We start from the raw sequence: 20,846 nt of genomic DNA, 5'->3' as shown, positions 1-20,846 counted from the left end.
TAGTTAGGCTTTGTCTCAACAATTCAATTGTTTCTTTGATGAAATACTATATTCTTATAGTACTATTTACTTTGTGTACATTTAGTTTTGCCCAAAAATGCGATGCCGTATTTTTAGGAGAATTAAAAGATTTTCATGATAATACACCACTTGTGGGTGCAACGATATTTATTAAAAATTTAAATAAATACACGACATCTGATGTGAATGGAAAATTTAAGATTGAAAACCTTTGTAATGGTAAGCTTACCCTTATTATTTCTCATATTGGTTGTGAAACAAAAACAATGAATTTTAATATTGTTGGAGACATGTTTCAGAATATTGAATTAGAACATCACATAGAAGAGCTAAATGAAGTTTCTGTAAAAACAACAATTGAAAAAAAAGAGACAAAAACAGCACAAGAGACTGTTATAAAGTCTAATATACTTAAGAAATATTCTAATTTGAGTATTGGTGATGCACTAAAGGAAGTTCCTGGAGTTTCGTCTATCAATACTGGTAATACCATTGTTAAACCAATGGTAAATGGAATGTATGGTAGCAGACTACTAATTCTTAATAACAATGTTAGACTTCAAGATCAAGAATGGGGAATAGAACATGCTCCAAATATTGATATTAACAGTGCCGGTCAAATATCAGTAATTAAGGGTTCTGGGGCCTTAGCCTATGGTGGTGATGCAGTTGGAGGTGTGATAGTCGTAAATCCTCAACGTAATATTATTGTGGATTCAATTTATGGTAAAACCATTATTGGTGGACAAACTAATGGAAGAGGACTCAACATTAATACCTCACTAAATAAGACTTTTGCTTCTGGTTGGTACGCTAACATTCAAGGATCTATAAAGCAAAATGGAGATTTTGAAGCACCTGATTATATGTTAACTAATACAGGTTTAAAATCTAATGGTATAACAGTTCAAGGTGGTAAGAAATCTTTTGAAACAGGTTTTGAAGTATTCTATAGTTATTTATTTAATGAAATTGGAATATTGAGATCATCTCATATTGGAAATATTGCCGATTTGGTAAATGCAATAAATTCACACGAACCACAAGTGATTGATGACTTTAGCTATGACATAAACGCTCCAAAGCAAGAAGTAACGCATCATTTAGTTAAGGCTTTGTATTATAGACGTTTCAAAAATTTTGGGAAGTTAAATTTACAGTACGACTACCAGAACAATCAACGTTTTGAGTTTGATGTTCGAGTTGGAGATGACAAAAACAAACCTGCTTTAGATTTGAATCTTCAAACTCATACGGTTTTAGCAGATGTAAATTTAGATTCGGATTTAAGCCGAAAGGTAAATTTTGGATTGATGGGAAGATATCAGAACAATTTTGCTAATCCAGATACTGGAGTACGAAGATTAATTCCTGATTATGACAAGTATGATTTTGGTATATATGCAACGACGGAATTAATATTAGGTGATAAAACAACTATAGATGCTGGTATTAGATATGATTTTAATAGAATTGATGCTAAGAAGTTTTATCAAACTACACGTTGGGAAGAACGTGGTTACGATGAAGATTTCGAAGATATTGTTATAGATGATTTGGGTACGCAATTATTAACTAACCCAGTTTTTAATTATCATAATATATCTGCTTCGGCAGGCATTAAATATGATTTAAATGAATCAAGTTACCTAATTGGTAACTATAGTTTATCAAGCAGACCCCCTAACCCTTCAGAATTATTCAGTGATGGTTTACACCACTCTGCTGCAAGAATTGAGTTGGGCGATTTAAGGTTAGACCAAGAAATATCAAATAGAATAGCTTTGAGTTATAATTTTGAACATTCAGGTTTCAATTTGTTGGTAGAAACTTTTTACAATAGAATAAATGATTTTATGTATTTGAGACCATCTGGTATAGAGCAAACTATTAGAGGTGCCTTTCCGGTTTGGGAATTTCAACAAACACAAGCAGAGTTGTACGGTATTGATTTAACTATGGGATACAGTTTTAATCAAAATATTGAATGGCAGAATAAAACGGCTTATATCAAAGGAAATGACTTGAGTTTAGATATAGATCTTATCGATATTCCTGCTTTTAATACAATCAATACCGTTGCATATTATAATGAAGATTGGAACAATTTCTCTGCAAGTTTAACCTCAGAATGGGTTTTTGAACAAACCAATTATCCAGACTTTAATTTTGAAACCTACATCCCAACCATAGATGAAACTGTATTGGTAGATATTAGCACTCCACCACCAGGCTATCATTTATTACATTTTTATAGTGATGTGACTTTTGATTTAAGTAAAAAAACCAATTTAAACATTGGTCTAAGTGTGAACAATTTACTAAACACTAGCTATAGAGCATATTTAAACAGACTACGTTATTTTGCTGATGACTTAGGAAGAAATATTACATTACAATTACAAATAAATTATTAACAAAAACTCAATAAATTAATATTATGAAAACGATAAAACACCTTTTAATTTTATTTTTAAGTATCGGGCTTTTTACGGCTTGTAGTGATGATGATGATCCTGCACCTGTAAATGAAGAAGAGGTAATTACAACCATGACTTTAAGCCTTCAAGCTGTTGGAGGAGGGACACCAATTGTGTTCCAATCACGTGATGCAGACGGTGATGGTCCAAACGCTCCAGTGGTTACTGTAAGCGGCTCATTAATGGCAAATACTACGTATGGTGGTGAAATTGAATTTTTAAACGAATTAGAATCACCTGCTGAGAATATCACTTTAGAAGTATTAGAAGAAGATGATGAACATCAAGTATTTTACAACTTTACTGGTGCATCTGGTACATCACTAAATTATAACGACAGTGATGGAAACGGAAACCCAATTGGTGTAAATATTACTTTGGCATCTGGTGATGCTGCAACTGGAAATACTTTAACGGTAGTTTTAAAGCATGAACCTACTAAACCAAATGATGGTACAGCTATTGGTGCTGGTGGAGAAACGGATATTGAAGCTACATTTACTTATGATGTGAATTAAACATCTTAATTCCATTCAAAAAAAGCGCTCAAATGAGCGCTTTTTTTATGCTTTATTGGTAACTGTACTTGATTTTAAAACATAGGTATATAACCACATTAAGCTGAAGGTAGGTACTACATCTAAAAAGGGTAATGCCTCTTCAACAAATGATATTATTGCAGCTATCTTTCCTTCTTTCCCCTTGTAAAGTTTAGTCATTAGGTAAGCGGACAAAGGCGCCCAAATAAAATCAAATGGAGGAAAAACTAATGATACAAAACCTAATGCATCAAATAATATGCTCCATCCTAAAATTTTGTATTTATTCATTTATAAAGATTAATTTATAATTACTAAGCAATAAGTATTCCAAATAATTTAAAACTGACAAAACCGCATCAAGACATTAACATCCGTTAGACCTTTTTAACGTTTAATTAAGAGCAGTTGCACATTTGTAAATGTAGTTTTGCAACTTTAAACAACATTTTTATCAGTTTATTTTTAAAAACGACATTCATTGCTACGCTTCATTCTACCAATACGGTCATTACTTTTACTCTCCTACTTGATCTTTTTTTTTGGAACAGTTAGTAGTCAAGATAAAAAGAAACTTAATATTTCACGTGCGGAAAAAGCACCAAAAATTGATGGAAATCTTAATGACGCAACTTGGCGAAATGCAGATTTCGCTACTGGCTTTGTTGAATTTGAGCCTGGTATTGGTAAGACACGTCCCCAAGACGAACGTACTGAAGTAAAAATATCCTACGACGATAGAGCTATTTATGTGGGTGCATATCTCTATGACAATCCTGAAAAAATGATGAGTCAGCTAACAGCAAGAGATAATTTTGGACAATCTGATTTTTTTATGGTTGTGTTAAACCCCAACAATGATTCTCAAAACGATACCCAATTTACAGTGTTTAGTTCTGGCCAACAGGCAGATGCTATAGCGAATCCAAGTATTGGGACAGACAGAAGTTGGAATGCGGTATGGCGTAGTGCTGTCCAAATTGTTGATAATGGATGGGTCGTTGAAATTGAGATTCCCTACAGAACGTTGCGTTTTCCTGAACAAGAAAATCCAGTTTGGGGTATACAATTTCGCCGTAACTTCAGAAGAGAACGTTCAAATTATAGTTGGAATCCAATAGACCCAACAAAAGGTAATGAAGGATTATACCATGGTGAACTTCTAGGGCTAGATGATATCCAACCACCTGTACGTCTTAATCTTTACCCTTTCTCAACTGCAATATTAGACGATTTTAATGGAGAAACCACATCTGAATTACGTTTTGGAATGGATGTAAAATATGGGATAACAGATAATTTCACTCTCGATGCCACTCTAATACCTGATTTTAGTCAAGCTGGTTTCGATAATATTGTACTAAATCTTGGTCCTTTTGAACAAACATTTCAAGAACAACGACAGTTTTTTACAGAAGGGGTTGATTTATTCTCAAAGGGTGGACTTTTTTTCTCAAGAAGGATAGGAAATGATCCAACAGGAAATGTCGACCTCAACGATAACGAAGTCATAAATGAACCAAATGAGGTCAATGTCCTCAATGCTGTAAAATTATCTGGTAGAACAAAAAAAGGGTTAGGAATTGGGTTTTTGAATGCAATTACGGAAAAAACCTATGCTAGTATTACAAATACCATCACAGGAGAACAACGGGAAGAGGTTGTGGAGCCATTAGCAAATTACAATATTTTAGTAGTAGATCAGCAATTTGGAGGAAACTCGGCTGTAAGTCTTATAAATACCAACGTCACTCGCTCTGGAGAGTTTAGAGATGCTAATGCAACAGCACTGGTAGCTAATCTTGTAAACAAAAGCAATACGTATCGTATTGATACCGAACTGAGAATGAGTAATATTAACGATCAAAATGAAGATTGGGAAACAGGCTTTAGTAGTTTCTTCAGATTTAGGAAAGTTGGTGGTAACTTCCGTTATGGTTTTGATCACAGATTCGCAGATACGAAATTTGATATTAATGACATGGGGCTCAATTTAAGGAACAATCGGAATGATTTTGGTGCTGATGTATCCTATCAGATTTTTGAACCTCAAGGCCGATTAAATAGTTATAGAATTAATGGTTTTATAAATTATAGACGCTTGGTTGATCCAAGTACATTTTCTAGATTTAATTTTGGAGGTCGTTACAGAGCTACAACTCGTGTAGGATTAGACTCCTATGGTTTTCGACTAAATGTTGAGCCAGGTAAACAGTACGATTTCTTTGAGTCTAGAGATGGCAGACCTTTTATATTTGAGAATTTTGTGAGTCTAGGCGGAAATATATCTACAAATTACAATAGGGTATTTGCAGTAGATATAAGAGCCAATATGGGTGCACTTTTTGAGGATGGTCGAGATTTATTTCGCTATGATATTGAATTTCGACCTAGGGTACGTGTTAGTGATAAACTGTTATTAGTTTACGGCTTAAACTTTGACTACAGAAACGGTGATCGTGGCTATGCAACACGTGAAAATGACGAACCTATTTTTGGAGAACGTAATCGACAACGGGTTACCAATTCACTAAGAGGGAATTACAATTTTGATCCTTTTCATTCACTTGGTTTAGTATTTAGGCACTATTGGGATACCGTAATCTACGATTATGATTTATTCACCTTACTAGATAATGGTAGGCTCACTACAGCATCGGGATACAACTTAGGTAATCTAAGTAACGATCCTAATATTAACTTTAGTACTTGGAATATTGACTTAAGCTACTCATGGCAATTTGTCCAAGGTAGTTTTTTAACGGTTTTGTATAGAAATCAACTTTTTAGCAATGATGAAAATGTAGACGATAATTTTAGCGAAAGTTTAGACCTACTTTTTGAGCAACCTGTTCAGCATACGGTATCCGTTCGTCTTCAATATTTTATCGATTGGCAAGGTATTAAATCAGTCTTTAAAAAGAACAAAACCACCTCTTAATATTGCGCATTTACACATTTAATGTTACTTTCACGCTTGTATGGGTAAAACGGTTATTTCAGCTAAACAAATTAAAAAAGCCTTTAAAGACTTACAGGTATTAAAGGGAGTTGATATAACTATTGATGAAAGCGAAATTATTTCCATAGTAGGAGCATCTGGAGCTGGTAAGACTACACTTCTTCAAATTTTGGGAACCCTAGATAAACCTGATTACACTGACGAAACTGAATTAATTATTAATGATAAGTCAATCAAAGATTTAGGTGATAAAACTCTTGCCAAGTTTAGAAATGAAAATATTGGATTTATTTTCCAATTTCATCAACTTTTACCGGAATTTACGGCCTTGGAGAATGTTTGTATTCCAGCATTTATAAATAAAACGCCAAAAATTGAAGCGGAAAAACGCGCCAAAGAACTTTTAGAATATTTAGGTCTTGGTGATAGAATCAATCATAAACCAAATAGCATGTCTGGTGGCGAACAACAGCGAGTGGCTGTAGCCAGAGCATTAATAAACCAACCAAACATCATTTTTGCAGACGAACCATCAGGTAATTTAGATAGTGAATCTGCAGAACAACTTCACCAGCTCTTCTTTAAATTAAGAGATAAGTTTAAACAGACATTTGTCATTGTTACACACAATCAAGAATTAGCCAACATGGCTGATCGAAAATTAACTATGGTAGATGGTAAAATTGTTGATTAAGATTCGAGAATTAGAACTCTACATCAATATTTTCAGAATAAAATTCACTAATTACATTTACTTCAATTACTACAAACTGTAAAATGAAAAGTTCGTAAATAAAATGATATTCTTCAGTATTTAAAACATTCTAAATCTGTAATTTTGCAGAGCTTTTTAAAATTAATTACATCATGAATTATAGAATAGAAAAAGATACTATGGGCGAGGTAAAAGTACCTGCTGATAAAATTTGGGGAGCCCAAACAGAACGCTCTCGAAATAACTTTAAAATTGGAGTACCAGCTTCTATGCCACTAGAAGTGGTACATGGATTTGCCTATCTTAAAAAAGCTGCGGCTTATGCTAATTGTGAGCTTGGTGTACTAACTAAAGATAAGCGAGATCTTATAGCTCAAGTTTGTGATGAAATATTAGACAACCAACATAACGACCAATTTCCGTTGGTGATATGGCAAACTGGTTCTGGGACACAAAGTAACATGAATGTCAATGAGGTAATTGCTAACAGAGCTCATCAAATAGCAGGCAAGAAAATTGGTGAAGGCGAAAAGACCATTCAACCTAATGATGATGTCAATAAATCACAGTCCTCTAATGATACTTTCCCAACTGGTATGCACATTGCAGCATATAAAAAAGTTGTAGAAACAACAATTCCAGGAATAATTCAGCTACGTAACACATTACACAAAAAATCGATTGAATTTAAAGATGTTGTGAAAATTGGACGTACACATTTAATGGATGCTACTCCCCTAACTTTGGGTCAAGAATTTTCTGGTTATGTTTCTCAATTAGATCATGGTTTAAAAGCAATAGAAAATACATTATTGCATTTAAGTGAGCTTGCTCTTGGTGGCACTGCGGTTGGAACTGGACTAAACACACCAAAAGGTTATGACGTACTTGTAGCAAATTATATAGCTGAGTTTACAGGATTACCTTTTGTAACCGCTGAAAATAAATTTGAAGCATTGGCTTCACATGATGCAATTGTAGAAACTCATGGCGCTTTAAAACAAATAGCTGTTTCATTAAATAAAATTGCAAATGATATTAGAATGATGGCTTCAGGTCCACGTTCTGGTATTGGTGAAATCATTATTCCAGCTAATGAACCTGGTAGTTCAATAATGCCTGGAAAAGTAAATCCTACTCAATGCGAGGCACTTACTATGGTATGTGCTCAGGTAATGGGTAATGATGTCGCTGTTAGTGTTGGTGGTACTCAAGGACATTACGAGTTGAATGTTTTTAAACCTATGATGGCAGCTAATATTTTACAATCTGCTCAATTAATTGGAGATGCATGCGTGAGCTTTGATGAGAACTGTGCCAGTGGCATAGAACCTAATCATGCAGTTATTAAAGAACTTTTAAATAATTCTTTAATGCTAGTTACTGCCTTAAATACAAAAATAGGTTATTACAAAGCGGCAGAAATTGCTAATACGGCTCACAAAAATGGAACGACCCTAAAAGAAGAAGCCATCAATCTGGGATATGTATCCGCTGAAGATTATGATGACTGGGTAAAACCAGAAGATATGGTCGGAAGCTTAAAATAAATTAAAGCTGAAATATTTTAAACGCCATTCTTCAGAAGATTGGCGTTTTTTTTATTCAAAAAAAATGATAATCTTTACGTTAAACCATCCAACAAAATGTCAATACTAATAACTAACATTAAACAACTTCTTCAGGTTCATAAGCATAATGTCACCATTGTAAAAGGTGAGGAAATGAAGAAACTTTCAATTTTAGAGAATGCCTATTTGTATATAGAACATGATACCATAATTGAATATGGTACCATGGATGAATACCATCCTATTGAAGCAGAAACTACTATCGATGCTACGGGAAGAATTGTACTTCCATCTTGGTGTGATTCCCATACACATATAGTATATGCTGGTGATAGAACAGGTGAATATGTTGATAGGATAAATGGTTTGAGTTATGCAGATATTGCCAGCCGTGGTGGTGGTATTTTAAATTCAGCTAAAAAATTACAAAATACATCTGAAGAGGATCTCTATAATCAATCTATAAAGAGACTAGATGAAATTATTAAAATGGGCACTGGTGCTGTTGAAATTAAAACTGGTTATGGGCTTACGATAGATGCAGAATTAAAAATGCTTAGAGTAATTAAACGTATTAAACAGGATACTTTGGCGTTTATTGCTCCTACATTACTTGCCGCTCATGCCATACCAGAGGAATATAGAAAAAACAAAGAGGAGTACATTAAGTTGATTACTAACGAATTAATTCCCAAAGCTGGTGATCTTAATATTTCACATTTTATTGATGTCTTTTGTGAAGAAGGTTATTTTGATATTGAAGATTTAGAAACCATTTTAAAGGCAGGTCAAGTCCATAATTTCAGGCCAAAAATTCATGTAAATCAATTTAATATTCTTGGTGGTGTTGCATTAGGTGTAAAGCATAATGCCTTATCTGTAGATCATCTAGAATTATTAAATGACGGAGATATAGAAGCACTCAAAGATAGTAATACTATGCCTGTAGCTTTACCTGGATGCTCATTCTTCTTAGGTATTCCCTACACGCCTGCAAGAAAGTTAATTGATGCAGGCTTACCGCTTGCTATTGCCACTGACTATAATCCTGGTTCAGCTCCTAGTGGAAATATGAACTTTATTGTTGGTGCTGCATGTGCTAAGCTAAAGCTAACACCAGAAGAAGCCATAAATGCCGCTACGATTAATGGTGCCTATGCTATGGGTATAAGTAATATGTACGGAAGTGTTACAAGAGGTAAAAAGGCAAATTTTATTATTACAAAACCTATGAATCATTACAGGGAAATCCCTTACTCATTTGCTCACAACCCGGTTGATCAAATAATTATAAACGGCCAATTATTATAAATAAAAAAATCCAGAAGAAATACTTCTGGAATTTTTGCTATTAATCAACCAATTAAGGAATTGAAGGCTACTTTAGAACAAATTCTGAAGCAGAAATCAATTCTTTATCGTTAAATACGTTTACTCTATATCGTCCTTCTTCAAATTTTGATTCATCTGAAGCACTAATATATTCACAAATATCTAGGTTGCGATTTTCATAATTAAAACGGCTGATGAGACTATAATTTAAAACTTGATCATCAAATTGAACTTGTCCATTTGAACCTAATACATTGTTTTTAGGGTCTATGACCTGAACATATAGTTCTTTATCGCCAGCCTCTGTCAAAGCGTTTTTAGCTACTGTAAAACAGATTTTAATTTTATCACTACGTCTAGCACGTTCTGTTGGTATTTGTTTACCACTTCTTCTTTCAATAACACCTAATCCTTTAAGGCCTACAGTCTGTAATGCTGCCGCATCTTCAACAACATTAGCTAGCTCTGTATTTTGGACTAAAAGTGAATCTGTAAACATTGTACGTTCTTTTAACTGAACTTGAGTACTATCTAATGAAACCGCCAATAATTCGTTTTCTACTTTTAAACGATCATTTTCTTCCAACAGAATTTCCATTTCTTCCTGCAGTGCTAAATACTTCTTTCTATATCTCCATAAGCTATTAACACTGTTTTGAGACACCTTTAATGAATCCATTAGATTCTGAATACGTTCCCTAGCATCAATAAGGTCTTGATTTGTTCTTTCACCTTCTGCAATTGCGGCATCGTAATCCTTAGCCATGTTGCTAAGGTCTTTCATTACTTGTTGCTTTTCACTAATTAAAACCTTTTCGGTTTCTTGCTTGTCACTGTAAAGTTTAGATGCATAAAATGCAGTTCCTAAAAATAGAACCAATAGAATTCCTAATCCTACCTTAAGACCTATTCCTGATTTTTGCGAACTTTCCATAAATTATGTTTTTAAGTTATTGTTAATCCCTCTTTTAATTTGATTTAAAGATAAAATAAAAATGTACATTTAATCTTTATTTTATTCACCATATGAAAAATCTTGTTTTACTCTCTAAGAAAGATCGAGATCTAATCGTGAACTCTCGTAAAGGCGAATCAAAATTTGGTGAACAAATAAGGTTATTTTCTAACCTCAATAACATATACGAAGCTATTACCAATTTAGATGTCGACTATGTAATATTTGGCATTACTGAAGATATTGGCGTACAAGCTAATTTAGGGCAACCTGGCACAAGAAAAGCCTGGGAATCTGCAATTAAGGCACTGCTAAATACCCAAAGCAATGCGTACACCAATGCAAAGAGAATTGCAGTTCTAGGACACTTAAGTTACGAAGAAGAACAAAACACACTTAATGAGATAGATCAAACTAAAAGAAAATCATTGACACAAATACGATCAATGGTTGAAAAGATTGATAGTGATGTTACATATCTGGTAGCTTGTATCGTTAAAGCCGGTAAGATTCCAATAATTATTGGTGGTGGGCACAACAATTCCTATGGAAATATAAAAGGTACTTCATTGGCATTGAACAATAAGATTAATGTCATAAATCTCGATGCTCACACAGACTTTAGAGCCGAAGAAGGTAGACACAGTGGCAATGGATTCAGTTATGCCTTTGCAGAGGGCTTTTTAAAGCGTTATTTTATTTTTGGTCTACACGAAAACTATACCTCATCAAGAATATTTAAGACAATTAAAAAACTTAAGAACATCAAGTTTAATACTTACGAGTCTATTGAAATACGAAATGAATTGGATTTTCAGGACCAACTTATGTATGCCTCTGAATTTATTTCAAAAGAATCTTTTGGAATTGAATTAGATTGTGATGCCATAGAAAATATGCCAAGTAGTGCCATGACACCAAGTGGATTTTCCATGAAACAAGCAAGACAATTTATTAATTTCTTTGGCCAAAATAGAAACGTAAAATATTTACACATCTGTGAGGCATCACCAACAAAAAAAACTCAACAAAGTGTTGGTAAAGCTATTGCATATTTGATTACAGATTTTATAAGAGCCAATGGAAGTTGAAATTATAGATTTTCATAAAATACATTCTCAAAATTTTTACGATTTAAATATCGAGTGGCTTAAAACCTATTTTTATGTTGAGCCTTTCGATGAAGAAGTTCTAAGTAAACCTGAAAAATATATTATTAATAAGGGTGGACACATATTTTTTGCAAAAATTGATAACAAAATTGTGGGTACCGTTGCACTTATGCCGACTGAAACAAAAGGTGTTCTAGAACTAACAAAAATGGCTGTTTCACCAGAGGAAAGGGGCAAAAAAATTGGTCAAAAAATCTTAAAGTATTGTATTGATTTTTCAAAGGAAAATGGCATTGAAGCCCTTCTGCTCTATTCTAGCACAAAGTTGAAAAATGCCATTTATTTGTATAGAAAATATGGTTTTAAAGAATTAAGTCTAGAGGAAAATAGTCCCTATAAGAGGTCAGATATAAAGATGCTCTTGACATTTAATTAATTACCAATTGCTTTTAAAGAATCTATTTTACGTTGTAATTTCTCAATTTCTGCTGATTTATCTTCAACTTTTGGTATAACTCTTAAAGAATCTAGTGCTTGCTCCATTAAATCCTCATCTCTTGGCTTTTCATTAAAGTAGTAGCCAATGCCTTCACTTGATCTCCAAGCTTCATTCAATTGATTATAAACTGTTTCATCCCATGTGCTCGGATGTTTAACGTCAATCCAAATAACATCTCTGTATTCGCTATCAATCAGAACTAAATCTGGAGTAGCAGAACCATCAAATTGTTGTGCGTTCTTTTCACTAATAGATGATATTGTGCCTAAGAAAAACATTCGTTTTCTTCCCGCAATTTCTTTAACATATGGTCTAAACTCAACTGGTGTACTCGCATTCCAGTCGTACTCCTTACGAGATTCCTTTACCTTCAATGGCATTGCAGAAACACCAGCATAACCCTGTTTTTTACTCGCATGGTCATAGTAATATAGTTTGTCAGTACCATCTGCTGGGACAAAAACACTATAACTCAAACTTGTACGCTCATCGCCTACTGGCTCTAGTCCGAACCAATGATATAGACCACTATAGGCATCAGTATTAGAACCAGCAAAGTCAAAATCAGTAACATAAGGCTGTTGATTTTGATCTTTTGGCATTAGTGGAATTTTTACAGCAGTTTCCATATTCCAAGGTAATGGATCACTAAAACCTCCCAGAAACTTGAGAGACTCTGCTTGTAATTGAGAAACACTCTCAGCCAAAGTATTTTGCTTATTCAAAAATTTATAGTCCTTAATGTCATCAGGACTAACAAATGTGCCCTTACCTATCAAAATACGTTCGAAATAATCTTTAATATCATGCTCACCATTTTCAATAATCATTACACCACCAAAAGTTGGATAAGGGAAGAAGAACCCCTTCCACTTTATTAAACTAACTACTTGTACCCAATCACCATTGTCATTTTTCAAGTAAAAGGTATCACTAGGCTCATAGTTAAAAAGCATCCATGGATTAAATCGCTGTACAACCGCATTATATGTATTTCTACTAAATTTTAAAGATTCTCCAATTGAAAAAGTTACCGGAATACGGTTTTCATTTGAAAATCTTGGGAATGGTGTTGTACTACTAACCGAAAATACTTCTTCTGTATTATCACTAATACGTTGCATTATATACTTTTCACTAGGCTGAATTGCCATTGTCCATTTATTCTCAGTACCAATTCTTACTAAATGCGGCAATGAAACATCCTTAGTTTCACCAACACTTTCGTTCGCCATTGAAAATATATTACGTAAGGGTTGTATACGTTCGTTCTGAGTTAATGGAAGCTCATTAATTTCTACTTTATTAAGGTGGTTGAATACATTATACGTTTTCATGTAATCATATAAACCTTGGTTCCAACCTAAGAAATAGAGTATTCCAAAAAATATAATTAAAACACCCAATATTCCTAATCGACCGCCAGTACTGACTGTTTTCCTGAATTTTCTTAAACCTAAGATTAATACTAAAAGACAAACAATAATTATAAACAAATATCTTCTGAAGAATAGCAATAAAGGCTGATAATCATCCCTAAAAAAGAACAATAAAATAAGCAATAGAAGCATCAGAAAAATTGTAATCCGCTTCTGCTTAGGGCCTTTTCTCCAATATGATTTAATCATGAAACTATATGTTTTTAGCGTTTTGTTTTAAATACTATAACTACATCAAGCCCTTATCCTTCAGACGTTCTCTAGCTGATTTTTGTTCTGTTGAATCGTTAGTCTCAGGCTCTGGTTTTGATTCTTCAATCTTTTCAGTGGTATCACTTTTTAGATCTTCTACAAAATCTTTTCCTTTTTCTACTGCCTCTTCCACCATATCACCTAATGAATCACTTTTCTCTTCTACGATTTCAGAAGTTTTAATTACAAAGCTTGCTACATATGTACCCAACAATGTACCAACAGCAAATGAAGAAAAAGCTGAAATTCCATTATAACTACTAAATACAGCAAGTGGTGTTAAGAATTCAACGACAAGTGCTGCTACAAGAACCAAACTGACAACAAAAATTAAACGTGGCAAAAATGATTGCTTAAAGACAAATCCTTTTGGGTTATCCGGACTCATCTGTAATTCTTTACTATTGACAATCTTATTTAAAAATCTATATGCTCCATTACCGTTGGACTCTCTCCAATAAATGAAAATACCAAATAATATAGCCGCTATAAAAATTACAAGTTCTAGTCCCATTGCATTTGTTTTGTGGTTCTTATAAAATTAGTCTAAAAATCTTAAATATTGTTACTAATCTGCTCTATTACCCAGTCTCTAAATGAGTCATCCCAAGTTTCATAACTCTTATAAAATTGCTCCTTATCATACCAGTATAAAAACAAGATATCTTTTGGAGCGATGTTAATCAATAACTTGTGAATTAAATCTCTATGTTCGGCTGACAAGGAAGAATGTGGCTGATGCAATGCAAAATATAAGGATTGGTCTACAACATCTTCAATTTTAAATGCATTACTTCTTTCTAGCTTCTCTAGGTAGAGCTCAACACTCATTACCTTTTTACGATCTTTAATATCAATCTTATTTAAATAACTCTTAAATAGTACTTTATCGTTTAGTATATCCTTTATTGGATGCTCCGTTTTGTCTAATAATTGATAAAACTCAAACTTCTTAATACGATCGTAATTAGATGTTTTGACCATTTCATCAAGGTTACAATCGATAATTATATGATCCTTAAGTTTATCTATTAGTTGCGGTTGCGATATATGGTAAATTAAAACATCATGCAAAGTATCTTTAATCGCTTCTTTGTAGATTTCTTTACTTTCAAAAACAACTATCGGTTTTATAAAATCCCGTAAAAGATAAACGCCATCAAAAGCTCTTGTGAAAAAGGATCCGGTTGAAAAATGTAGAGGATGTAATAATAAATCCCTTTCTCTTAAATCACCATAGGCTTTTGCAGAATCTAAAAGCTCCTGGTGTATTTCTTCATCTATGAAATTATTACCATGTTTAAACTTATCTACTAATGCTAATTGTTCCTTTTGTTTAACTTCTAGATTATCTATTAATCGAAATGTAATGCTAACATCGTCATATTTTAAAACATCCAAGGGTTCATAAAACACGTCAATATCCTGGTCAAAATCAATGCAGATGGCAGAATCTCTTGTAATGTCATTTATTTTATCTCCATGAGTTCTAAAAACGTGTTGCATCATTTCTCTATCAAAAGAATGGAATGGCAAGTAAACAGGTTTTCCCTTTTGTAACGGTGATATAATTATACCATGAGGATTTGCATCACCATGATTTAAATATTGAATGTCTTTTTTCTCCTCTGCCACTTCTGGACTCCAACCAACACCATCAATTGAGAAGGATTTTAACTTAGTCTCTGTAAACCCAAGTGTTTTTAAACATTTATTGTACCGCTCAACTAACTTACCACTTACTGGTATAAGTTCACTCCTATATAGATTTGCCTCTTTTAGTTTCTTCATCTCAATCTAGCAGGTTGTTTATTTGAGCATATTGAATTAACATAATTGTTTTTGCATCAATGATTTCTTCATTTTTTACCATTTTTACAACTTCCGAGAATGGTAATTCTAATACCTCTATTTCCTCATTTTCAGTTTCCAATCCTCCTCCTTCACTTATCTTCATGTCATCATGGTACTCAGCAACAAACAGAAACATTTTTTCAGTCAAAGCTCCAGGTGATGAATAGGCTGTTAAAACTTGTTTTGCAAAAGGAATTTTGTATCCAACTTCTTCCTCAACCTCACTGATTATAGTCTCTTCTGGCGATTTCGATTTATCAATAGCTCCTGCACAAGCCTCAATAGACATACCTTCCTCCTTATGATTTTCATAAATAGGCATTCTAAATTGTCTTGTTAATATTACTGTACCTCTAACAGGATTGTAAAGTAAAATAGCAGTACCGTCACCTCTATTATAAGTTTCTCTAGAAAGACGTTTCCATTCACCATTTTTAAACTGAAAATCATAATCTATTCTATCTAATTTTGCCCATGCATCAGATAAATTGATATGTTCTATATTTCTCAGATTATCCATACAAACCTTATAACTTTCCGAATTTTTCTCTTGCTTCAGATTCAATATTCATTTGATTGACGCGAGCATCAACTTTTCGCTTAAAGTCAGTATCTGCAATAGTTGCAACATTATCTAGATATCTTATTACCTCTTGGCGTCTAATATCTGAGAAGTTCAATCCTTTCATATTTGCTTTCATTAATTCCTGAAGCATATTGAATTTGGTTTCGTAATCTTGCTTGAAATATTTATCTGGATTTTCAAACCAATCTTTTTCAAGATCAAAATCAGTTAAACGCAAGGATATTGCAGATTGAATATTACGGACATCTCTCGAAGAGAAGAATGGAAATATCTTTTGGATTTCTTTATAAAGAGTGGCATAAAACATATGATCATCTTCTTCATGCAGATTCTCAACTCTCTCAAATGTTTCTAGTACTCGCTCTTCTGTAGGTTTTTCTACTGCTTTTAATATTTCACCCATACTCTTTGCTAACCCTTGGTCTGCTAAGTATTTATAAACCTCTGGATCATCCATATTTACAAATTCAGGCATCGTTTCCTTTAGTTTTCTCCACCATAGATAATCTTGATCTAAAAAATCGTGCTCTGTACGTGCTCCATCAATTTTAAATCGGCCCTGAACTCTAGAAATCACAGCTTTATCTAACATCTCTGGAAGATTTGTAAATAAACCTATAGAACTATTACCATAATTAACTGCGTAAGCACCTTCTGTATATCGCAGAAATACACCTATTACCTCTTTTACACCAGCAGACACACCTTGTGCAGTTCTTTCTTGTAAATTATTTTCGGCATCATCAATTGGAGCAAAAATTAGTCTTGTCGGATCTTGTAATGGTTTCATCCATTCTACCATTTTTTCCGCAGAACCACCTTGAAATGTGCTAATTAGCGTATCAGGCATAGGATGAAACAAAAATGGAATGTCCAAATTGTCACAATGTTCTTTTAACCGTGTTGCAATGGCAGCAATGAGCATACTTTTACCAGTTCCTGGTATTCCATAACCCATAAATACTGGCATAAAACCACCTAATTCCTGAAATGGATTTTTCTGAGCCTCAAAATCATAACTCAACATTCGCTCAGTTAATCTTCTAGCAAAGTGTTTTGCATCTCTGTTACCAACAATTTGTTCAAATTGAATTTTATTAAACTCAACACTCTTGGCAGTTCCTTGGAATACATTGTTCCATCCATCAATAGCAAAATCAGAATTCTCCAACTTATATGCTCTATCAACAATGGTTTCTGTATATTCTAAAGTACTGCGACGTAATTGAATTTCATCTATCAATGCTTCAAAATAAACTACAGTAAAATCAATGACATCCTTATCTGATTTAATAATTTCAGGATGGCCTAAATATTTGTCATAATAAAATAACTGACAAGAAATTCCTTTTAATGGAGAGAGCAATGATACCTCAGGAATACCAGCAAACTTTTGCTTCATTACTGATAAATCATCAGATGCATGAGGTTTTAAATCATGTAAAATCTTGTATGCTGATGCGAATAACATAAACGCCGTTGCAGTATGCATTTTGCTTTCATATTCTCTTTTACCAGAGCGATCTAGAGCAGTTTTATTCTCACTTAAACTTGATAACCCTGATGCATCATAGTAGCTGTCTTTTATCCAAATACCTAGGGTTAATCCCTCTTGTACCCCATACAAGGTTTGGTTTAAAAACAATGGAATTGCAACAGATTCCGGTAACAATCTTTTCTTTAATCCCAATATAGTTTTTGACACAGATGTAACGGCGACATTACTACCATTGTTTGCTCTTGATAAATACAACAAAATTGATTCGTCCTTACCACTGTTATCCTTATTCTTAGCACGTTGACTCTGCTCCCACTGTACTGACTTTAAATAGGAAGTTGCTTCATCACGAAGCATATCGAGTTCATTTTGTTTTATAGGAAAGGTTGAGTTATGTTCCATATATGGGTTAACTAATTATTTATGGTTAAATCCGAAACTTGAATTGGTGCTTGCGCGAGTTTATTCATAATTTCAGGAGTTTTATTATGCAATAATTGAATAATTCTATGTGGCGCAAAAACAAAGCGTTGTCTGAATATATTATCCCACCTCTGAAAGGTCTGTTTACTAAAAAATCCACCTTCTTTAAATTCACTTTTGGACCTTATTTCATCAATTTTAAATGAAATAGCGTATGATTCTAGCGGTATGGTCTTTTTAGAAATCCCACCTAAAATTGCATGTGTGAGATCATTCTCGTCTTTAGCAAATACATTATGTATTGGCCCTAAGTCTATGCGTTTAACAATCTTAGGCATTACCTTTGGTAAACGTTTATCAATGGCATATGCCATAGTGTCTAAGGCCATTTCCCTATCTGACGTATTTTTTAAGACAGTATAAATTTCATTTTTATAATCTTGAACATTTCTACCATCATAATTGAAGTACATGTAACATACAAATGGTCTATTATGCGTAACATCATAAAAACTCCAGCTAACGAGATGCTCTGCAGAAGAATCCTTTGGTGTATCTAAAATCTTACCTTGAACAAATCGATTAAAGATATATTCTTTTTTAGCCGATGAATAATATACAATTGATGCCGCTTGGAAAAGTTTTCTTTTGGAAATTGGTTCTTTTTTACGCATCAAAGTGTCTAAAAACTCATCTTTTAATTTCTCTACATTGGTCAATCTGCCTAAAAACTCTTCTCTAAGTTCTAAATCGTTGAATAAATACCTAAATTCTAAATAGTTTGGAAAGCTAGAATCCGTCAAATCCACCTTCATGTTATCCTCATCGTCATACATGTACTTTACACGCATTGCTTCAATAGAATACAAGAGCAAGTCGCAATATTGTTTAAACAATAGTATTTCCTGCTCATTGATTATCTGCTTTCTTTGCACAGCAACAATGAGCTCCTTAAGAGAGAAGTCTATCATTTTATGATAAAAAACATACTGCTCTTTAGAATCTAATACAGCGGAATCTAATGGGGTTACGATCATAATTAAGTATACTATTGATGTTGAAGGTTTTAGAAATGGCTAAAACAATTACTCAACTTAGCTTTTACCCTAATAAGTCGTCCTCATTTGCTTCTGGTTTTTTATCACCTTCAGGCTCAGCTCCGTCAGCAGGTGCATTTGGATCTGCTTTGTAGTATTCCTCAAAAATCTCTTTCATATCTATACCATAACGGTCAGCAAAGTTTTTCTGGATCTCTTCATCCTTAGCTCTAATATCTTGTAAAGCTTCAGCATAACTTCCATAAACACCTTGCATCACTTTTTCATGAACAGGAATATTATCCATCATTTCTTGACGAGCTCTAGCACTGGCAGAATGCATTGCAGCAAGTGTTTCTCCGATATGTTCGTCTGTCTTAACTCCAAGGTGCTCCAAAATAGCAGCAAATTCTTGATCTGTACGTGCCTTTAATGCAACAACATAACCATCGTAGTACTTTAATCTTTCGTCAGTATCACTTTTTAATTTTGCCCTATGCGTTTGAAGATTACTTCTTAATGATGTTAGCACCTTTATAGTTAAGTTATGTTTATGTACAAAACTATCCTTAGATGCCGCTAACGTAGTGTAAGCATTTTTTAAACCTTCTAATTCCTCAACCTTTTGTTCTAGTTGTGTAACTTTTTCTAATGCTTCAGAATATTCTGTTGATTGCTTATCAGCAACTTCTTCAAGTGCCTGTCTTGCTTGCTTTAATAGAGCATATTGCTCTTCTAAGCGCGCCTCTACTTCTTTCTTTTTCTCTAAGGCTTTTGTATGATTATTACTAGCTTCAACAATTGCAGTCTTTAGGCTTTCTTCAACCTCCTTAATCTCAAGTTCTCTATCCTTTAGGCGCTTTATCGCAGCCGTACTCTTAAAAGAAAGTTCATTAAGTAATGTTTGAACATCTGCCGTTTCAATACGTTGCTGAAACATAGCTTTTGCTTTATTATCTGCTGCATCGCGTACTTTTTTAGCGTTTTTAAGCTCTTCCTCAGCTTTTTTAATTTTACTTTTTCTACCCCAAAGATTATTCCACCAAGTATCTGGCTTGCTTTGTGCATCTTCTAACTCAACTTTAGCACGCTCAAGACGTTTAATTGCGTCATCAATAACCTTTTGTTCTGCCGCATTTAATGCAGAAAAGCCTTCGAACATAATACCTACTTCATCTTGATAATCAGTAAGGTCTTTAATGGCATCTAGTAATGTAGACCTATCCTTCTCAGCCATGTCTACAACTGAATCTAAGGTGGCATTTAATATTTTTTGACGACTTTCTGGATCATCTTCCTGTGCTAATTTAGACTTCATTTGGTCTATAGCTTTGCCCCAATTTACATCGACCTTTTCTGTTTTTTCGTTGGAATTTGTTTCTAATAAATCAAAATCATCAGACATATTATGTAGTGTTATTTAGTTGAACATTTTATTGATAAGCAATTTCGGTAATTTTATAAGAGAATAAAAATTTTATGCTGTAAATAATAAGTAGTAATTGTTGTTAAAATGTTACAAATAATAATTACTCACTTACAGTTTAATATCTTTATAAAAAACAAATTCA

17 protein-coding genes are annotated in these 20,846 nt (G+C 33.5%); 8 read left to right on the top strand and 9 right to left on the bottom strand.

Annotated features, from left to right (window positions below):
- The first annotated feature begins 38 nt into the window (after positions 1-38).
- Together LBV24_RS07025 and LBV24_RS07020 are read left to right on the top strand one after the other, a co-directional pair.
- A complete protein-coding gene (locus LBV24_RS07025; RefSeq protein WP_224477889.1) occupies positions 39-2,438 on the top strand; it encodes a TonB-dependent receptor in 2,400 nt (799 codons plus the stop codon).
- A gap of 23 nt (positions 2,439-2,461) precedes the next feature.
- Entirely contained in the window at positions 2,462-3,019 is a 558-nt protein-coding gene (locus LBV24_RS07020; protein WP_224477888.1) for a type 1 periplasmic binding fold superfamily protein, read from the top strand.
- Positions 3,020-3,064: 45 nt separating this feature from the next.
- On the opposite strand, the gene LBV24_RS07015 is transcribed toward LBV24_RS07020, so the two are convergent.
- Positions 3,065-3,331 (bottom strand): hypothetical protein, encoded by a 267-nt coding sequence (locus LBV24_RS07015; RefSeq protein WP_224477887.1) that lies wholly within the window; start codon positions 3,329-3,331, stop codon positions 3,065-3,067.
- A gap of 190 nt (positions 3,332-3,521) precedes the next feature.
- Here LBV24_RS07015 and LBV24_RS07010 point away from each other — a divergent pair, with 190 nt between their 5' ends.
- The 4 genes from LBV24_RS07010 to hutI all read left to right on the top strand — a co-directional run bounded on the left by LBV24_RS07010 (position 3,522) and on the right by hutI (position 9,599).
- A complete protein-coding gene (locus tag LBV24_RS07010; protein ID WP_224477886.1) occupies positions 3,522-5,981 on the top strand; it encodes a DUF5916 domain-containing protein in 2,460 nt (819 codons plus the stop codon).
- A gap of 40 nt (positions 5,982-6,021) precedes the next feature.
- The gene (locus LBV24_RS07005) at positions 6,022-6,696 is read left to right on the top strand and encodes an ABC transporter ATP-binding protein (protein WP_224477885.1); all 675 of its coding nucleotides are present in this window, start codon (positions 6,022-6,024) and stop codon (positions 6,694-6,696) included.
- Between the two features lie 173 nt (positions 6,697-6,869).
- Positions 6,870-8,267: a class II fumarate hydratase gene (gene fumC, locus LBV24_RS07000; RefSeq protein ID WP_224477884.1), complete on the top strand. Its 1,398-nt coding sequence runs from the start codon at positions 6,870-6,872 to the stop codon at positions 8,265-8,267.
- A gap of 96 nt (positions 8,268-8,363) precedes the next feature.
- Positions 8,364-9,599 (top strand): imidazolonepropionase, encoded by a 1,236-nt coding sequence (gene hutI / locus LBV24_RS06995; protein ID WP_224477883.1) that lies wholly within the window; start codon positions 8,364-8,366, stop codon positions 9,597-9,599.
- A gap of 67 nt (positions 9,600-9,666) precedes the next feature.
- Here the strand turns inward: hutI and LBV24_RS06990 are convergent, their stop codons facing one another.
- Positions 9,667-10,554 (bottom strand): chromosome partitioning protein ParA, encoded by an 888-nt coding sequence (locus LBV24_RS06990; protein ID WP_224477882.1) that lies wholly within the window; start codon positions 10,552-10,554, stop codon positions 9,667-9,669.
- A 92-nt stretch (positions 10,555-10,646) separates the two neighbouring features.
- Here LBV24_RS06990 and LBV24_RS06985 point away from each other — a divergent pair, with 92 nt between their 5' ends.
- On the top strand, positions 10,647-11,666 hold the full coding sequence (locus LBV24_RS06985) for a formimidoylglutamase (RefSeq protein ID WP_224477881.1): 1,020 nt from the start codon (positions 10,647-10,649) through the stop codon (positions 11,664-11,666).
- Complete coding sequence (locus tag LBV24_RS06980; RefSeq protein WP_224477880.1) at positions 11,656-12,123, top strand: GNAT family N-acetyltransferase; 468 nt, start codon at positions 11,656-11,658, stop codon at positions 12,121-12,123. Before LBV24_RS06985 ends, LBV24_RS06980 begins: the two co-directional genes overlap by 11 nt.
- Here the strand turns inward: LBV24_RS06980 and LBV24_RS06975 are convergent.
- The 7 genes from LBV24_RS06975 to LBV24_RS06945 all read right to left on the bottom strand — a co-directional run bounded on the left by LBV24_RS06975 (position 12,120) and on the right by LBV24_RS06945 (position 20,680).
- A complete protein-coding gene (locus LBV24_RS06975) occupies positions 12,120-13,814 on the bottom strand; it encodes a hypothetical protein (RefSeq protein WP_224477879.1) in 1,695 nt (564 codons plus the stop codon). The genes LBV24_RS06980 and LBV24_RS06975 overlap by 4 nt on opposite strands.
- A gap of 40 nt (positions 13,815-13,854) precedes the next feature.
- Complete coding sequence (locus LBV24_RS06970; RefSeq protein ID WP_224477878.1) at positions 13,855-14,391, bottom strand: stage II sporulation protein M; 537 nt, start codon at positions 14,389-14,391, stop codon at positions 13,855-13,857.
- A gap of 41 nt (positions 14,392-14,432) precedes the next feature.
- The gene (locus LBV24_RS06965) at positions 14,433-15,668 is read right to left on the bottom strand and encodes a DUF6638 family protein (RefSeq protein ID WP_224477877.1); all 1,236 of its coding nucleotides are present in this window, start codon (positions 15,666-15,668) and stop codon (positions 14,433-14,435) included.
- Position 15,669: 1 nt separating this feature from the next.
- On the bottom strand, positions 15,670-16,251 hold the full coding sequence (locus LBV24_RS06960) for an NUDIX domain-containing protein (RefSeq protein WP_224477876.1): 582 nt from the start codon (positions 16,249-16,251) through the stop codon (positions 15,670-15,672).
- A 7-nt stretch (positions 16,252-16,258) separates the two neighbouring features.
- Positions 16,259-18,217 (bottom strand): AAA family ATPase, encoded by a 1,959-nt coding sequence (locus LBV24_RS06955; protein WP_224477875.1) that lies wholly within the window; start codon positions 18,215-18,217, stop codon positions 16,259-16,261.
- Between the two features lie 11 nt (positions 18,218-18,228).
- On the bottom strand, positions 18,229-19,275 hold the full coding sequence (locus LBV24_RS06950; RefSeq protein WP_224477874.1) for a hypothetical protein: 1,047 nt from the start codon (positions 19,273-19,275) through the stop codon (positions 18,229-18,231).
- Between the two features lie 64 nt (positions 19,276-19,339).
- Positions 19,340-20,680: a coiled-coil domain-containing protein gene (locus LBV24_RS06945; RefSeq protein ID WP_224477873.1), complete on the bottom strand. Its 1,341-nt coding sequence runs from the start codon at positions 20,678-20,680 to the stop codon at positions 19,340-19,342.
- Between the last annotated feature and the right edge of the window lie 166 nt (positions 20,681-20,846).

The sequence above is a fragment of the Winogradskyella vincentii genome, from assembly GCF_020166345.1.
Taxonomy (GTDB): domain Bacteria; phylum Bacteroidota; class Bacteroidia; order Flavobacteriales; family Flavobacteriaceae; genus Winogradskyella; species Winogradskyella vincentii.
Note: the sequence above shows the minus strand (reverse complement) of the source record. Positions and strands in the feature narration are given on the sequence as shown.

What these genes read in the sequence shown, in the direction of transcription:
- hutI (WP_224477883.1), top strand. Translation starts at nt 8,364, where the DNA reads ATGTCAATACTAATAACTAACATTAAACAACTTCTTCAGGTTCATAAG.
- LBV24_RS07020 (WP_224477888.1), top strand. Translation starts at nt 2,462, where the DNA reads ATGAAAACGATAAAACACCTTTTAATTTTATTTTTAAGTATCGGGCTT.
- LBV24_RS06960 (WP_224477876.1), bottom strand. Translation starts at nt 16,251, where the DNA reads ATGGATAATCTGAGAAATATAGAACATATCAATTTATCTGATGCATGG.
- LBV24_RS06955 (WP_224477875.1), bottom strand. Translation starts at nt 18,217, where the DNA reads ATGGAACATAACTCAACCTTTCCTATAAAACAAAATGAACTCGATATG.
- LBV24_RS06990 (WP_224477882.1), bottom strand. Translation starts at nt 10,554, where the DNA reads ATGGAAAGTTCGCAAAAATCAGGAATAGGTCTTAAGGTAGGATTAGGA.
- LBV24_RS07005 (WP_224477885.1), top strand. Translation starts at nt 6,022, where the DNA reads ATGGGTAAAACGGTTATTTCAGCTAAACAAATTAAAAAAGCCTTTAAA.
- LBV24_RS06945 (WP_224477873.1), bottom strand. Translation starts at nt 20,680, where the DNA reads ATGTCTGATGATTTTGATTTATTAGAAACAAATTCCAACGAAAAAACA.
- LBV24_RS06975 (WP_224477879.1), bottom strand. Translation starts at nt 13,814, where the DNA reads ATGATTAAATCATATTGGAGAAAAGGCCCTAAGCAGAAGCGGATTACA.
- LBV24_RS06950 (WP_224477874.1), bottom strand. Translation starts at nt 19,275, where the DNA reads ATGATCGTAACCCCATTAGATTCCGCTGTATTAGATTCTAAAGAGCAG.
- LBV24_RS06985 (WP_224477881.1), top strand. Translation starts at nt 10,647, where the DNA reads ATGAAAAATCTTGTTTTACTCTCTAAGAAAGATCGAGATCTAATCGTG.
- LBV24_RS07025 (WP_224477889.1), top strand. Translation starts at nt 39, where the DNA reads ATGAAATACTATATTCTTATAGTACTATTTACTTTGTGTACATTTAGT.
- LBV24_RS07015 (WP_224477887.1), bottom strand. Translation starts at nt 3,331, where the DNA reads ATGAATAAATACAAAATTTTAGGATGGAGCATATTATTTGATGCATTA.
- fumC (WP_224477884.1), top strand. Translation starts at nt 6,870, where the DNA reads ATGAATTATAGAATAGAAAAAGATACTATGGGCGAGGTAAAAGTACCT.
- LBV24_RS06980 (WP_224477880.1), top strand. Translation starts at nt 11,656, where the DNA reads ATGGAAGTTGAAATTATAGATTTTCATAAAATACATTCTCAAAATTTT.
- LBV24_RS06970 (WP_224477878.1), bottom strand. Translation starts at nt 14,391, where the DNA reads ATGGGACTAGAACTTGTAATTTTTATAGCGGCTATATTATTTGGTATT.
- LBV24_RS06965 (WP_224477877.1), bottom strand. Translation starts at nt 15,668, where the DNA reads ATGAAGAAACTAAAAGAGGCAAATCTATATAGGAGTGAACTTATACCA.